The organism is Pseudomonas sp. O39, assembly GCF_045447295.1.
GTDB lineage: Bacteria > Pseudomonadota > Gammaproteobacteria > Pseudomonadales > Pseudomonadaceae > Aquipseudomonas > Aquipseudomonas antarctica_A.
Genome location: NZ_JBJGXV010000002.1, coordinates 272,527 through 286,276, shown reverse-complemented (window position 1 = coordinate 286,276; position 13,750 = coordinate 272,527). Strand labels below are relative to the sequence as shown.

General features: G+C 62.0%; 17 protein-coding genes. 7 read left to right on the top strand and 10 right to left on the bottom strand.

Translation table 11 applies throughout. The features are described from left to right. Window positions 1-26 precede the first annotated feature (26 nt). Window positions 27-497: a cyanase gene (cynS, locus tag ACI77D_RS03750; RefSeq protein ID WP_221295285.1), complete on the bottom strand. Its 471-nt coding sequence runs from the start codon at window positions 495-497 to the stop codon at window positions 27-29. Window positions 498-678: 181 nt separating this feature from the next. After that, on the bottom strand, window positions 679-1,320 hold the full coding sequence (locus ACI77D_RS03745) for a carbonic anhydrase (protein WP_064453324.1): 642 nt from the start codon (window positions 1,318-1,320) through the stop codon (window positions 679-681). A gap of 111 nt (window positions 1,321-1,431) precedes the next feature. On the opposite strand from ACI77D_RS03745, the gene cynR reads away from it, so the two are divergent. After that, entirely contained in the window at window positions 1,432-2,319 is an 888-nt protein-coding gene (cynR, locus tag ACI77D_RS03740) for a transcriptional regulator CynR (RefSeq protein WP_221295286.1), read from the top strand. A 49-nt stretch (window positions 2,320-2,368) separates the two neighbouring features. Here the strand turns inward: cynR and ACI77D_RS03735 are convergent, their stop codons facing one another. Beyond that, window positions 2,369-2,557: a DUF1737 domain-containing protein gene (locus ACI77D_RS03735; protein ID WP_064453326.1), complete on the bottom strand. Its 189-nt coding sequence runs from the start codon at window positions 2,555-2,557 to the stop codon at window positions 2,369-2,371. A gap of 222 nt (window positions 2,558-2,779) precedes the next feature. On the opposite strand from ACI77D_RS03735, the gene ACI77D_RS03730 reads away from it, so the two are divergent. Then, window positions 2,780-2,947, top strand: a complete 168-nt coding sequence (locus tag ACI77D_RS03730) for a DUF2986 domain-containing protein (protein ID WP_064502998.1) — start codon at window positions 2,780-2,782, stop codon at window positions 2,945-2,947. On the opposite strand, the gene ACI77D_RS03725 is transcribed toward ACI77D_RS03730, so the two are convergent. From ACI77D_RS03725 to ACI77D_RS03705, 5 genes are all read right to left on the bottom strand, one after another. Then, complete coding sequence (locus ACI77D_RS03725) at window positions 2,918-3,901, bottom strand: GlxA family transcriptional regulator (RefSeq protein ID WP_064453327.1); 984 nt, start codon at window positions 3,899-3,901, stop codon at window positions 2,918-2,920. The genes ACI77D_RS03730 and ACI77D_RS03725 overlap by 30 nt on opposite strands. 4 nt (window positions 3,902-3,905) lie before the next feature. Next, on the bottom strand, window positions 3,906-4,448 hold the full coding sequence (locus ACI77D_RS03720; protein ID WP_064453328.1) for a cysteine hydrolase family protein: 543 nt from the start codon (window positions 4,446-4,448) through the stop codon (window positions 3,906-3,908). A gap of 135 nt (window positions 4,449-4,583) precedes the next feature. Continuing rightward, on the bottom strand, window positions 4,584-5,009 hold the full coding sequence (locus ACI77D_RS03715) for a VOC family protein (protein ID WP_064453329.1): 426 nt from the start codon (window positions 5,007-5,009) through the stop codon (window positions 4,584-4,586). A 110-nt stretch (window positions 5,010-5,119) separates the two neighbouring features. Then, window positions 5,120-5,995 carry a LysR family transcriptional regulator gene (locus ACI77D_RS03710; RefSeq protein WP_064453330.1) on the bottom strand — a complete coding sequence of 292 codons (876 nt, stop codon included), beginning with the start codon at window positions 5,993-5,995 and terminating at the stop codon, window positions 5,120-5,122. Window positions 5,996-6,022: 27 nt separating this feature from the next. Further along, window positions 6,023-7,234, bottom strand: coding sequence for a YeeE/YedE family protein (locus ACI77D_RS03705; protein WP_407016070.1), 1,212 nt, complete (start codon window positions 7,232-7,234; stop codon window positions 6,023-6,025). Window positions 7,235-7,433: 199 nt separating this feature from the next. Between ACI77D_RS03705 and ACI77D_RS03700 the strand changes: the two genes are divergently transcribed. The 5 genes from ACI77D_RS03700 to ACI77D_RS03680 all read left to right on the top strand — a co-directional run bounded on the left by ACI77D_RS03700 (window position 7,434) and on the right by ACI77D_RS03680 (window position 10,288). Next, on the top strand, window positions 7,434-7,574 hold the full coding sequence (locus tag ACI77D_RS03700; RefSeq protein ID WP_156526298.1) for a hypothetical protein: 141 nt from the start codon (window positions 7,434-7,436) through the stop codon (window positions 7,572-7,574). Between the two features lie 7 nt (window positions 7,575-7,581). Continuing rightward, complete coding sequence (locus ACI77D_RS03695) at window positions 7,582-8,799, top strand: MFS transporter (protein ID WP_407016069.1); 1,218 nt, start codon at window positions 7,582-7,584, stop codon at window positions 8,797-8,799. A gap of 90 nt (window positions 8,800-8,889) precedes the next feature. After that, window positions 8,890-9,165 (top strand): metal/formaldehyde-sensitive transcriptional repressor, encoded by a 276-nt coding sequence (locus ACI77D_RS03690; RefSeq protein ID WP_064453333.1) that lies wholly within the window; start codon window positions 8,890-8,892, stop codon window positions 9,163-9,165. Then, window positions 9,162-10,076 (top strand): CDF family Co(II)/Ni(II) efflux transporter DmeF, encoded by a 915-nt coding sequence (gene dmeF / locus ACI77D_RS03685; protein WP_221295290.1) that lies wholly within the window; start codon window positions 9,162-9,164, stop codon window positions 10,074-10,076. The genes ACI77D_RS03690 and dmeF overlap by 4 nt, the downstream gene beginning before the upstream one ends. Before the next feature lie 32 nt (window positions 10,077-10,108). Next, window positions 10,109-10,288, top strand: coding sequence for a DUF1289 domain-containing protein (locus ACI77D_RS03680; RefSeq protein WP_064453335.1), 180 nt, complete (start codon window positions 10,109-10,111; stop codon window positions 10,286-10,288). Between the two features lie 34 nt (window positions 10,289-10,322). Here ACI77D_RS03680 and ACI77D_RS03675 read toward each other — a convergent pair whose 3' ends face one another. Together ACI77D_RS03675 and ACI77D_RS03670 are read right to left on the bottom strand one after the other, a co-directional pair. Next, window positions 10,323-11,189 (bottom strand): DNA/RNA non-specific endonuclease, encoded by an 867-nt coding sequence (locus tag ACI77D_RS03675; RefSeq protein WP_262665675.1) that lies wholly within the window; start codon window positions 11,187-11,189, stop codon window positions 10,323-10,325. A gap of 140 nt (window positions 11,190-11,329) precedes the next feature. Continuing rightward, window positions 11,330-13,699 (bottom strand): membrane-bound PQQ-dependent dehydrogenase, glucose/quinate/shikimate family, encoded by a 2,370-nt coding sequence (locus ACI77D_RS03670; RefSeq protein ID WP_407016068.1) that lies wholly within the window; start codon window positions 13,697-13,699, stop codon window positions 11,330-11,332. Window positions 13,700-13,750: the final 51 nt, after the last annotated feature.

The window sequence follows — 13,750 nt, the reverse complement described above, 5'->3', positions numbered from 1 at the left end:
CAGCGCCGGGCTCATGGGTAGCGGGATCAGAACGGTTTGGTCGGCAGGTATTTGCCATCCAGGGTGATCACGGCGCGGGAGCCGCCGTCCGGGTCGTCGACCTTTTTAATGTCGAGCTTGAAGTTGATGGCGCTGATGATGCCGTCGCCAAATTTCTCGTGAACCAGCGCCTTGAGCGTGGTGCCGTAGACCTGAATCATTTCGTAGAAGCGGTAGATGGTCGGGTCGGTCGGGATACCGTTGCCGATGCTGCCGCGCACCGGAATGGTTTGCAGCAGGAGCACGGCATCGGCGTCGAGACCCAGGGTGTCGGCAACCACTTGGGCGGCATTGGCCGGCAGTGGGTGCTGGCCGAGCAAGGCGGCGGTGACGAAGGCTTCGTGCAGGCCGGTGCCTTCGGCGATCTGGGCGAACGACAGGTCTTTGCGGGCTTTGGCCAGGAGGATGACGTCGGCCAGGGCAAGGCGAGTGTTTTGGCTGATTTGTGACTGGATCATGGGGTTATCTCCGTGGGTAAACAGTAAGGGTGAAACGGCTAGTGCCAATCGGGACAGCGCCGAAGATCAAGTGTGGGAGCTGGCTTGCCTGCGATGCAGGCAACTGGGTGTGCCAGGCAGACCGAGGGGATGCCATCGCAGGCAAGCCCGCTGCCACCTTTAACTTTCTTCGCTTGCGGGGTCAGTACGAAACAGCGCGTACGGTCGGGTTGTCGGCCAGGGCAACGAACTTGCCGGTGCGGCCATCGAAGGCCTGGATGCAGCCGCTTTCGATGTCGTAGACCCAGCCATGCAGCGTCACGCGCTTCTCTTCGAGGGCCAGGCGTACCGAAGGGTGCGTCTGGATGTTGGCCAACTGCGCGATGACGTTTTCGCGGACCATGGAGGCGACCTTGGCGTGCTGGTCGACATGCTGGCGGGCCTCGTTCACGACTCGGCCGGAGTCGGCGTAGCGCAACCAGCCAGCCACGGCGGGCATGTGGTCCAGGCATTTGCAGGTGGCGATGGCGGTCATCGCGCCGCAGTCGGAGTGCCCGCAAATCACGATGTCGCTGACTTGCAAGGCGGCGACGGCGTATTCCACCGAGGCCGACACGCCGCCCGGCTCGGGGCCGTAGGACGGCACGATGTTGCCGGCGTTGCGGATGACGAACAGGTCACCGGGCTCACGCTGCGTGACCAGCTCTGGCACCAGGCGGCTGTCGGAGCAGGAGATGAACAGCGCCCGTGGGCTCTGTTGGTTGGCCAGGTCTTTGAACAGGCCGGCACGCTCGGGGAAGGCGTTACGTTGAAATTTCAGGAAACCGTCGATGATGTCTTGCATGGGTGACTCCATTGGTTCGCGATGCGATGGAGCAAAGGTTACGTAGCCCGTGCAATAAGGTAAAAGTCTCATATATGATCCAGCACATTAGATAATCTTATGGATGCAAACATGCTGGCACGACACATCCAGTACTTTCTCGCCGTCGCGCAACATCAAGGTTTCACCAAAGCCGCAGCGGCCCTGCATGTCTCGCAGCCGGCGCTGTCGCAGCAAGTGCGACAACTGGAGGAAAGCCTTGGCGCGCAGTTGTTTGATCGCTCAGGACGCAAGACGCGCCTGACCGATGCTGGGGAGGTTTACCTGCGATACGCGCTGCGGGCGGCGCAGGAACTGCAAGAAGGCAAACGTGCGATCCATGACGTCGGCGACTTGAGCCGGGGGACGCTGCGGATTGCAGTCACGCCGACCTTCACCACGTACCTGGTCGGGCCACTGGTCGAGGCGTTTCACCGCCGTTACCCGAACATCACGCTGAACGTGCGTGAGGTCGCCCAGGAACAGATGGAGCTGCAACTGCTGGCCGATGAGCTGGATGTGGGCATCGCGTTTGATGAGGTGCATGCCCAGGATATCGACGCCTATCCCCTGCTGGTCGAAACACTCGCGCTGGTGGTGGGTAATCAGCACCCGCTGGCCGAGGCGCAGGCTATCGGGCTGGAGGCGTTGAATGCAGAAGCACTGATTCTGCTGAGCGCCGAGTTCGCCACGCGTGAGCAGATCGACCGCTATTGCAACCAACACGGCATCCGCCCGCGCGTGGTGATGGAGGCGAATGTGATTGGGGCGCTGACCGAGGTGGTGCGCAGGACCACGTTGTCGACGCTGCTGCCGGCGGCCATTGCGCGAGCGCATCCTGAGTTGGTGGCGATTGAGCTTGGGCCGGAGCGGCTGCAACGGACGGCGGTGCTGATGCAGCGCAAAGGGGTTTATCAGTCTTCAGCGTCTCGGGCGTTTGTGCAGGTGGCGAAGGAGGTCGCTGTGGCGCTGGGGGAATGAACCGCGCCTGGTCTGCCTTCGCTGTTGTCTCGAAGTGGAAATCCCCAACCTACTTGGCGGGGTTCCAAACGATAGCCTGAGCCACCACGACGTGTTCGCCATTGAAGGTGGCCGCGGGCGAGCCATACAGCTGGTAGCCCAGCGCGAGGGCTTCGGAGACTCGATGACAGAACGATGCGTCATCTTTACCGGTTAGTAACCGGTAAACAGGTAAACCTTCGGGAGGAGTGGTTTGCATGGGCGTGCCTTCCTGAATCGACATGAAAATGATGAAGCCCAGGCTCGCCTTAAGGCCACCGGGCGAATCGACTGTAGCATCCTTGCAATGTCAACGAGCGGCACGACAATGTAGGGCGACAACAAGGGTGAACGTGTGCAGGTATCGACGCCCTAACGCCGAGACCTGAGTCAGTGACTTAAGCTGATATCATTCAAGCAATTACCCGCTGAGTAGCACGTCATGAATCGCCAGAAAAAACTCAAGCAGCTCTTTAAGGCCAAAGCCAAAAAAGCCAGCGCCAAATTGGCGCCGAAAAGCAAAGATAAGTACATCAGCAAAGCCGACCGCGCGAAACTGGACGCTGAGGCTGATCAAGCCTCAACCAGCGCCGGCGACACGCCCAGCTGAAGGCGTCCCCGCTTCATATTTGCCCCAGATGCGCCGCAGATGGCGGGCCGAACCAAAGCCTGCGCGCTCGGCGACGGTTTCAATGTCCAGGGTCGACTCAACCAGTAACTCACGGGCCACGGTTAACCGCAGCGTGTGCAGATAGTCCAGCGGACTGATGCCGACATGCTCGTGGAACAAACGCGCCAGGTGCCGGCTACTGGTGCAGGCCAGGCTGGCCATGCGCGTGACGGTCCACACCTCACACGGCGCAGCGGCGATTGCGTCCTGCACCCGGTGCACGGCCGGGTGCAGGTGGTTGCGCCCGGCTATCCACGGCGAAAGCTGCGGATCGGCGCCGCTGCGACGCATGTACACCACCATATCCCGCGCGACGGCGCAGGCCAGCCGGGGCCCGGCCAGCTGAGCGACAAGGTGCAGCATCAGGTCGATGCCCGCTGTCACACCGGCGCTGCAACTGACCGGGCCGTCGGTGACGTAAAGGCGGTTTTCCAACACCCGGGCCTTGGGGGCCAGGGCTTGTAACGTCGGGCATAGCGCGTGGTGCGTGGTGCATTGGCGTCCGTCGAGCAGGCCTGCACGGGCGGCACTCAAGGCACCTGCGCAAACGCACACCAGCCGCTCACCCGACGGCGCGAATACATTTTGCAGCCACTGGGTCAGCGTATTGCTGGCCGACTCGAACGCCTGCCGGCGCTGCGGCGTAACCTTCGAGGTCGAGCCCACCAACACCACCAGCGTGCCCGGCGCCAGGGTTGACGGAAGCGGCGCCAGTCCCGTCAGGGGCAAGCCGATGGACGTTTGCAGGGATTGCACCGGGCTGACGTACTGTAAATCGAAGTCGATGGCCGCCGGGTCCTCGACTTGAGCGGCAAGGCGCAGCACCTCGGCAGGGCCCGCCAGGTCCAGCATCAGCACGTTGGGCAAGAGTACGAACAGCACCGGCACCGTCATGGATTCACCCCTCCAACGCCTGGGCCACCGTCACGATGCGGGCAAAACGCCCTTCCAGTACCAGTTCAGTGCGCTCGCGAATCTGTGCCGGGGTGTAAACCCGACCGCTGCGGGCGTGGGTCATGGGGAAGGTCAACGTCGCCTCGCTGACGAAATCCACACTGAGGCCGCTGTCCGACGCCTGGCGCGTGGTGGTTTCACAGCACTGTTCGGTCCGAATGCCACTGATGATCACCGTGGTAACTCCCATCTCCGTGAGCCGGGCCGCCAGCGGCGTTCCAGCGAAGGCGCTGTGGTAGCGCTTGTGGATGATCAAGTCGGGGTTGATCGACAACTCGCTCAACGCCCTGACATTGCCCGACGCCAGCGAGAAATGCCCCTGGTCTTCGACATGGAAGACTTGTATCACCGGGATGCCTTGTTGAACACACCCGTCGATGAGCGCCTGTTGTTTTTCAAGGTAATCCGGCAGGTCATTTTCGGACCAGTAGGTTGAATGGCGAAACGAATGTTGCGCATCGATTACGACAAGGGCTTTGCGGCTCATGATGTGTCCTCTGGGCTTGCATTACGGTGAGTGATGCAAGCCATGGTAGGCACACAAGCGAATGAGCAACAGACGCGTGCCGGACCACTTAAGGACCGATTCGGACATCAATGACAACCGGCAACGCGTGTGCAATTACTTGGCGAAGAGCTGGCTCATGTCCTTGAACGCCTTGAACTCCAGCGCGTTGCCGCAGGGGTCGAACAGGAACATGGTGGCCTGCTCACCCACCTGGCCCTGGAAACGAATGTAGGGCTCGATCACAAACCGGGTTTCACGCGCTCTGAGCCGATCCGCCAAGGCTTCCCACTGGTCCCAGTGCAGGATGATGCCGAAATGCGGGACCGGTACGTCGTGGCCGTCGACCGAGTTGGCGTGCACCGATGCCTGGGATTCAGTCTTGGGGTGTTCGTGGATAACCAGCTGGTGGCCGTAGAAGTCGAAATCGACCCATTGGGCGCTGGAACGGCCTTCGGAGAGCCCGAACACGTCGCCGTAGAAGTGGCGAGCGGCGGCGAGGTCGTAGACGGGAATCGCTAAATGAAAGGGCGAAAGGCTCACGGTGACTACCTGCAGGTTCTGTGGGTTAGAACACGATTCTTCACCAGAACGACGGGGTGATAAAGCGGATATCTTTCACCCTGAGCCTCAATTTTTTCGATGCTCGCGCCCTACTTCGCAGCGTCCAGCACTTCCATGACGCACGCCCTGAATAACTCGAAGAGTGGCAGTTGGCGCTGGGTGTACTTGGTCAGCAGCACGATTTCACGAAAGAACGTGAGTTTGTCCAGGCGCAATACCCGCACGTCGCTGTCGTGCTCCAGCCACAAGCCGGCCATGGGCACCAGGGAAACGCCGAGGCCGCTGCGGACCATCTTGACGATGGCATCCAGCTCGTCGAGTTCGAGGGTTGGTTGCGTGTGTAGCTTTTGCTCCTTGAGAAACTGCGTGACCTGGCGCCCGCCGAACGAGCCGCGGTCGTAACGCACAAAGGGCTGCTCGCGAAGGATTTGCAACGGGTCCTCGCCCTGCACGTCCCTGGCGGTGATCAGTACGAAGGGCTCGCGGGCAATGACTTCGACACTCAGGTCTTTGGGCAGGTTGAACGGCGGGCGGATCATGATCGCCAGGTCCAGCTCGCCGGCGTCGACCTGGCTGAGCAAGTTCAGCGAAACGCCGGGCACCAGGTTGACCTCAATGAACGGCGCACGACGCTTGAGGGCCACCAGCGCCTGGGGCAGGAGGCCGGTTTGCACACTGCCGATGGCACCGATACGCAACGAACCCTGAAAGTTGTTCGCGCTGTCGGGGGTGCCCATACGCGAGAAGATATCGAGGATCTCCTCCGCCAGCGGCACCGCACGCTGCCCTGCGGAGTTGAGCGTGGCAGAGCGGCCGGTGCGATCGAACAGCTTGACCCCGAGCGCGTCCTCAAGGTGCTTGATCTGCGCGCTCACGGCCGATTGCGTCAGCCCCACGTGCTGGCCGGCAGCGGCAAAGGTGCCGCGCCGCGCAGCGCTCACAAAGGTCCTTAGTTCTCGAATCATGCGGGTACCCTACTGGTTGTTTTGCGCTCAGCAACCGCTCAACGCCACCTGCGGCCGCTCGCCCGCAAAAAACCATGGCCGCAACCGCACGCCCACGCTGTTACCGATAAACGCCGCCACCAACCATACCCAGCCATGCAGGCTGCCCGAGGCAATGCCGCTGAAGTACGCGCCGATATTGCAACCGTACGCCAGCCGCGACCCGTAACCCAGCAACAAGCCACCGATCACCGCCGCCACCAGCGAGCGCGCCGGGATGTTCAGGCTGGGGGCGAAACGCCCGGCCAGGCCTGCAGCCAACAGCGCACCAAGAACGATGCCGATGTCCATCACGCTGGTGATGTCTTCCCATACCGGCGCGGCGAGGGCCTTGGCATTGCCCGGCATCTGCCAGAACGCCCAACTGGCCACATCAACCCCCAACCCGCTCGCCACCTTGGCCCCCCACAGCGCGAACGCCGAAGTAATGCCCCACGGCCGCCCGGCCAATGCCAGGGTCGCGTAGTTGAGCAGTGCCAGGCCAATCGCGCCCCACACCAATGGCCATGGCCCGCGCAGGAAGCGGCGCAGACCGATGTGTTCGCTGGTTACGCCCGCCTCAAGCTGGCCATGCCGGCGTTTTTCCAGGCGTACGGTGATGGCGGCGATAAGGCCGAACGCAGCCAGGCTGACGACCAATGCCGGCAACACGCCGAAGCTTTTGACAATTGAAACCGCCGGGAACGCCGGCAACGCAAACCACCAATCAACATGGTGCGTAGCGATCAACGAACCGCAAATAAAGAACAACAGTGTCACCAGCATGCGCGCATTACCGCCGCCCACGGTGAACAGCGTGCCCGACGCACAACCGCCGCCCAACTGCATGCCGATGCCGAAAATAAACGCCCCAAACACCACCGACACGCCGGCCGGCGCCACCAGCCCAACCACAGGCTGACCGAACAACGTGCCGGCCCCCAGCGCCGGGAAAAACAACAGCACCGCCACGGCCAGCATCACCATCTGCGCACGCAAACCAGCGCCGCGCCGATCATTGATAAACACACGCCAGGCCGAAGTGAAGCCGAAGGCGGCGTGGTACAAGGTCAAGCCCAGCGCGGCACCGACCACCAGCAACAGTACTTGGCGCGGGCCAACGCTGTTTTGCAGGAACACGGCGCCGACTACCAGGATGATAAAGGCCACCAGCGGCGCGAAGGGCTTGCGCGCGGGCGTCAGGGGAAGCGAGGTGCTCATGGCGAATCTCAGTCTGTTTGAATCGGGAGAGTTGGATGACGGCAAGTATAAACCCAGACTGGTACCATTCAGGGCATGGCTCCTACGCCTGCAACGTTGAATGAACACCTGTCGCCCCAGGCACACGACGAACTCGCCGCTGCGATGAAATGGCTGGAGCGCTTCGCTGATTTTTGAACGACCTGATTGAGGAAATAGCATGGCTGCCACCTCGCTGGACGCAACAATTGCTCTGATCATCGAAGCGCACGCCTACAGCCTGCAACACGTATTGCCCACGCCGGGCGAATCGGGCACGGCGCAGACCCTCCTCGGGCTGCTCAAAAAAAGGGGGAACTGAAGCCGTCATGAGTTTCCTCGGTACTTTCCGCTCCCTGCGCAGCCCCAACTACCGCATCTGGGCCGCTGGCGCATTGGTGTCCAACGTCGGCACCTGGATGCAGCGCACCGCCCAGGACTGGCTGGTGCTCACCCAGCTCACCCCGCACAACGCCGCCGCCGTGGGCATCGTCATGGCGTTGCAGTTCGGGCCGCAGCTGTTGTTGCTGCCCTGGACCGGTTTTGCGGCCGACCACTACGACCAACGCAAGCTGCTGATCACCACCCAGGCGGTCATGGGGATACTGGCGCTGACACTGGGGGTGTTTACCATCACCGGCTTCGTGCAGCTCTGGCACGTGTACGTGTTTGCGTTTTTATCAGGGTGTGCCTCGGCATTCGATGCACCGGTGCGGCAGATTTTCGTGGCGGAGCTGGTGGGCGAGAAGGACTTGTCCAATGCCATCGCACTCAACTCAACGTCGTTCAATATGGCGCGCATGATCGGCCCGGCGGTGGCGGGCGTGACCATCGCCTCGGTCGGCACCGGCTGGGCGTTCCTGCTCAATGGCTCGAGCTTTTTTGCGGTGCTGGCGTCACTGTTTTTCCTGCGGGTATCGGGCCTGCATGCCAAGGCGCGCGCCCCACGAACCAAAGGCAGCCTTACCGAGGGCATGCGTTATGTGTGGGCGCGGCCGGACCTGAAGGCGATCTTGCTGATGCTGTTTCTAATCGGCACCTTCGGCATGAACTTCCCGATTTTTATCTCGACCATGGCCGTCAGCGTGTTCAATGCCGATGCGCGTGGCTACGGCCTGCTGACGTCGACCCTGGCCATCGGCACCATCGCCGGGGCGTTGATTGCCGCGGGCAGTGAACGACCGCAGTTCAAGTCACTGTTGACCGGTGCAGCGGTGTTCGGGTTTGGCTGTTTCCTGGCGGCCCTGGCGCCCAATTACTGGATGTTCGCGATTGCGCTGGTGATCATCGGCGTGGGTGCGATGACGTTCAGCAACACCACCAACAGCTTGATGCAACTCACCACTGAGCCGGCCATGCGCGGCCGGGTGATCGCCCTGCGCGTCGCCGTTGCACTGGGTGGCACGCCGATTGGCGCGCCCATCGTCGGCTGGGTGGCCGACCACCTGGGCCCGCGCTGGGCACTGGTGGTCGGCGCGGTGTCCGGCATTCTGGCGGTTGGCGTGGCGCTTTACACCCTCAGGCGCCAGTTGGATCGGCCCAAGTAACCGCCTTGAGAACTTCGCCGCAGCCGCCACGTTGCATAGGGGGATGGGGTATGTAATGATCCGCCCCCTCATAGGTAGGGGGGGTATATTGTGGGCCATATTGCCGCAAACAAAGACAGCTTGATCAAGCGCGTCAAACGCATCGCCGGGCAGATCCAGGCGGTTGAAAGAGCGCTGGAGTCGGACCTCGACTGCGCCAAGACGCTGCACCTGGTGGCCGCCACACGCGGCGCCATCAACGGCTTGATGGAAGAAATTATCGAAGACCATGCCAGGGCGCATGTGGCCGATCCCGCCCTCAGCGAGGAGGCCCGCGCACGCGGCGTTGAAGAACTGCTGGAAGCCATTCGGCGGTACTCCAAATGAACGCCCTCCCTAGTGCTCACACACACGAACATGTCTTCCTCGGTTCGGCCCATGACGAAAACGCCAAACGCACCCTGTGGGTGGTGATGCTGACGGTGGTGATGATGGTCGCGGAAATTGCCGCCGGGGCCTTGACCGGTTCCATGGCGCTAATGGCGGACGGCTTTCACATGGCTACCCATGCGGCGGCGCTGGGCATTGCCGCTGCGGCCTACGCCTACGCCAGGCGTAATGCGAGTAACTCACGCTACAGCTTCGGCACCGGCAAAGTCGGCGACTTGGGTGGCTTCGCCTCGGCGCTTATCCTGGCGCTGGTGTCCTTGGGCATTGGTGTCGAGTCGGTGATGCGCTTGCTGCAGCCGGCTGAAGTGCAGTTTGGTACAGCCACGCTGATTGCGGTGGTGGGGCTGGCAGTAAATGTCATCAGCGCGCTGTTGCTGGGCCACGGTCACAGCCACGGGCATGATCATGACCACGACCACGACCATCATGGCCACGACAACAACATGCGCTCAGCCTACGTGCATGTGCTCGCCGATGCGCTGACCTCTGTGCTCGCCATCGCCGCGTTGCTGGCCGGCCGTTATCTGGGCTGGGTGTGGCTGGACCCGGCGATGGGTATCGTCGGCGCGGTGGTGATTGCGCGGTGGTCCTGGAGTTTGATGCGCACGACCGCTGGCGTATTGCTGGATCAAACCGATGAACACGTCGCCGCAGAAATTCGTGAACTCGTCGAACAACCCGGTGATGCGACGATTACCGATCTGCACGTGTGGCGCGTCGGCCCCGACGCGCACGCGGCCATCGTCAGCGTGGTGGGCCGCTCGACCACCGATGCCGAAAGCATTCGCGAGCGCCTCAAACCGGTGCATGAAGTGAGCCACCTCACCGTTGAATTTCGTGCGGCCTAGCCGCGCGCCCCCTAGCAAACCCAGGTGAGACCTTGGCTAAAGATATTGAAAACCCCTGCATCTCCACCTGCCAGCTCAGTGGCGATCTATGCGTCAGCTGTGGACGGAGCAAGGACGACATCCGTAAGTGGAAGCGCATGAAACGCCCGGAGAAAATGGCCGCCGTACAACGCGCGACGTTGCGGTTGAAGGCGCTGAAGAAGGCCAAGTAAGGCTGGCGGTTCTGCCAGCATTGGGGGTGTCACATCACGTGCGCCCCACCGAGCCTGTGACCGGAAGATTACCCAGCAACTTGAGCCCGGTGCTTTTCACGAAGGTGTCGTAGTCCATCGGCTTTTGGATACGGGTTTCAGCATTGGGCAGCACGTAGGCCCAGGCGCGTTTCGACGAAGCGTCGTAGACCAGTTTGAACAGGCGCGTCGGTACCCAGACCTTGTTGTCACCGACGGTGCTGTAGCCCGCGTCAAACAGCGGCCCGGTAAACACAAACACATCGCCGCCGGCTCGCACGGCAAACTTGCGCACGTCCGCCTCGACCTTGCTCCAGATCTTGCGGTTGTTGGTGGGGTCTTGCGGCACCATGTTCGACAGCGCGAAAGACTGGGCCATGGCATTGGCGTTCGGCGCATCCGCAGCCGGGGACTGGTGGCCACGATCCACAGCCGGTTGCTGGCCACGGTAGTCGCTCAATTCCGCGCGTGCGCCTTTGGGAATGCGCGGGTCCGGGTAGAACTGGTTGGTGCGCTCCTCGCCTTTGGCCTCCTTCAACTGGGCGGCATTCAAGCGTTCGACCACCACCAGCGGCGTCTTGCTGGTTTGCGAGTAGAGCACCGCAAAGTTGTCGGAACACAGGGCCAGGGGTTTCATCGTGGCGGGCACGGTGGCCGTGTTGATGGGCGTGGCGCCTGGGAACAGGTCGACGCAGCCGTCGAATGAAGGCTGTTTTTCTTTGCTGGAATAAAGGTCGAGGGCCGCGTGCTGGCTGATCGAGCCGGAGCGAGAGGCGTGTTCCGGGGCGGGTAACTTGATAAGGTCCAGCAGGCCACGGGCTTGTACCCCAGTGGAAAGCAAAACAAGGGCCGACAGCCCAACTGCAATTTTGCGCAGGTGCATGCATGACTTCTTCGAAAGGGAGTGAGGCGGCAGGCTCCGAAAAACGGAGCCAAGTGAATGATCTTACGAGGTTTATTGACCGTCGCAAGGCCAATTAGTGCTGCCCCCTTCCCACTCTTTAATGACTTAGTGCCGACGTCTCAATGCTTCATCATCGGCGTCGGTAATGCGAAGGCCACCACGTAGTCGCCTTTGCGTGCGGTTGCCGAATTGCCGCCCGCGCTGATGACCAGAAACTGGCGCCCGGTCTTGGGCGAAATATAGGTCATGGGGGTCGCTTCTGCGCCGACCGGCAAACGGCCCTTCCACAGTTCGTTGCCGGTAAGCACATCCAGGGCGCGAATGTAAAAGTCCTGAGTACCAGCCATGAAGACCAAGCCACTGGAGGTAGTCACGGGGCCGCCGCGCGTGGGCATACCGATGGGCATGGGCAGGTGGGTAGCAATGCCCAGCGGCCCGGTTTGTTCAGTGGTGCCCAATGGCATCGACCAGACGACTTTGCGCGTGGCCAGGTCCACCGCGCTGATGGTCCCGTAAGGCGGGGCCTGGCACGGGATGCCCAAGGGCGACAGGAAGCGTCCTTGTTCGATGCCCCATGGCGTGCCGGCCTGGGGCGCATTGCCTTCGTGACCACCACCGCTGAGCGCTTTTTCATCATAAACGGCGCGCGGGATCATCCGGCTCCAGGTCGCTACCCGCGTATCGTTGACGATCATGTAGCCGAGGTTCTCGGCGATCGAAGCGGAGCCCCAATTCATGCCGCCCAGCCAGCTCGGGTACTGCAGAGTCCGTCGTTCGCTGGGGGGCGTGAACTCGCCCTCGTAGCGCGACTGGCGAAACTCGATGCGGCACACCAACTGGTCCAGCGGTGTGAGCCCCCACATACGTTTCTCACTCAACGGCTGTGTGCCGATGGAAGGCATTCCCACCGAATACGGCTGGGTCGGCGAGGTCCGGTCGTCAGCCATCCCCCCTTGGGGAACAGCCTGCTCCTGCACCTGCGCAATCGGCGTGCCGGTGCGTCGGTCGAGCATGAAGATCTGTCCGCGCTTGGTGGTCTGGATCAACGCCGGCAGCGTTCCGCCGTTGCCATCCGGCACGTCATACAGCGAGGGCTGCGACGGCACATCGTAATCCCACAGGTCGTGGTGCACGGTTTGGAAACGCCAGCGCTCGCGGCCGGTGGCAATGTCCAGTGCAACAATAGAGGATGAGTAGCGGTCATCGGCTTCGGTGCGATGACCACCCCAAAAGTCCGGTGTGGCATTGCCCGTCGGTAGATAGATCAGGCCCAGGGCCTCATCGAAAGCTGGCGTCGACCACACATTCGGCGTACCCGCCGTGTAGGTTTGGCCCTCGGGTGGCTCACGCGTAATCGCCGGGTTGCCCAAATCCCAAGCCCACACCAGTGCTCCGGTGCGCACATTGAAAGCGCGAACCACGCCGGAGGGTTCGCCGGTTTTCTGATTATCCCAAACCAGCCCACCCACCACCACCAGATCACGCACCACGGTCGGTGCTGCGGTGGGGAAATAAAGGTCTTGATCAGCATTGCCCATACCGATGCGTAAGCTGACGCTGCCTGCTTCACCAAAGCCATCACACGCTTGCCCGGTTTTCGCGTCCACTGCGATCAGGCGCGCGTCAACGGTGGTCGCAATCACCCTGCGCGTGCAGGCTTCATCCTGTTGAGTGGGCGCATCGTGCGTCGCGTCGTAATACCCCACGCCACGGCAACGCGGGTAAACGTTGTTCGCCTGTACCTGCGGGTTGTGATGCCAGATTTCCTGACCGGTGTCGGCATCCAGGGCGAACAACTGGCTGGACTGCGTGCAGCCGTAGAGCACACCATTCACATGCAGCGGCGTGACCACATGACCTTGCCTGCCAGTTGGAATTTCACCGGTCCTGTAGGTCCAGGCCACTTGCAGCCCGGCAACATTCTGCGGGGTGATTTGGTTTATCCGCGCATGCCGGGTCCCCGAAGGCGTTTGCCCAAAGTAACGCCAATCCGTCGCCGGCTCTACGCGACCGACCGCCCTTCCGGCGACGGGTACGGACACGCCCTCCGCTGTCTGGATCGGCTGTGGCTGCAAGGCCATGTAGACAGTGGCCGCCAGGCAGAGTGTCACTACCGCCGCACCGGCGTAGGCGGCAGGTCGAACATTCCTGCGCAGAGGCGCACTGGCAACGAGCACCAACACAGCCAAGACCGCGAGCGCTACCAGCCGTGAAAACAGCGGCCAGAAGTCCAGGCCCACCTCCCATAACGACCAGACGATGGTGACGATAAACACGCCCAGATAAACCACTGCGCCTTGCGGGAGGCGACGCATCAACAGCACGCCGCTGACCGTCAGGCCGATGCCCGCGAGCGCGAAGTACCAGGAACCACCAAGGGCCATCAGATAGGTGCCGCCGCCTAACAGGCACAGCCCGGCCAGCAACAGGAACAGTCCAAGCACGCACAACAGTAGCGAGGCCGTTTTGGAAAGGACGGGCTGGGGCATCGGGTCGGTACTCCTTGTGGTGCAATGGCGGGCGTTGCAATTGCGGTTTGA

Coding starts and splice junctions, on each gene's coding strand:
- ACI77D_RS03695 (WP_407016069.1), top strand. CDS start 7,582: ATGAGTTTCCTCGGTACTTTCCGCTCCCTGCGCAGCCCCAACTACCGC.
- ACI77D_RS03670 (WP_407016068.1), bottom strand. CDS start 13,699: ATGCCCCAGCCCGTCCTTTCCAAAACGGCCTCGCTACTGTTGTGCGTG.
- ACI77D_RS03700 (WP_156526298.1), top strand. CDS start 7,434: ATGGCTGCCACCTCGCTGGACGCAACAATTGCTCTGATCATCGAAGCG.
- ACI77D_RS03675 (WP_262665675.1), bottom strand. CDS start 11,189: ATGCACCTGCGCAAAATTGCAGTTGGGCTGTCGGCCCTTGTTTTGCTT.
- ACI77D_RS03710 (WP_064453330.1), bottom strand. CDS start 5,995: ATGATTCGAGAACTAAGGACCTTTGTGAGCGCTGCGCGGCGCGGCACC.
- cynS (WP_221295285.1), bottom strand. CDS start 497: ATGATCCAGTCACAAATCAGCCAAAACACTCGCCTTGCCCTGGCCGAC.
- ACI77D_RS03745 (WP_064453324.1), bottom strand. CDS start 1,320: ATGCAAGACATCATCGACGGTTTCCTGAAATTTCAACGTAACGCCTTC.
- dmeF (WP_221295290.1), top strand. CDS start 9,162: ATGAACGCCCTCCCTAGTGCTCACACACACGAACATGTCTTCCTCGGT.
- ACI77D_RS03735 (WP_064453326.1), bottom strand. CDS start 2,557: ATGCAAACCACTCCTCCCGAAGGTTTACCTGTTTACCGGTTACTAACC.
- ACI77D_RS03705 (WP_407016070.1), bottom strand. CDS start 7,234: ATGAGCACCTCGCTTCCCCTGACGCCCGCGCGCAAGCCCTTCGCGCCG.
- ACI77D_RS03730 (WP_064502998.1), top strand. CDS start 2,780: ATGAATCGCCAGAAAAAACTCAAGCAGCTCTTTAAGGCCAAAGCCAAA.
- cynR (WP_221295286.1), top strand. CDS start 1,432: ATGCTGGCACGACACATCCAGTACTTTCTCGCCGTCGCGCAACATCAA.
- ACI77D_RS03720 (WP_064453328.1), bottom strand. CDS start 4,448: ATGAGCCGCAAAGCCCTTGTCGTAATCGATGCGCAACATTCGTTTCGC.
- ACI77D_RS03725 (WP_064453327.1), bottom strand. CDS start 3,901: ATGACGGTGCCGGTGCTGTTCGTACTCTTGCCCAACGTGCTGATGCTG.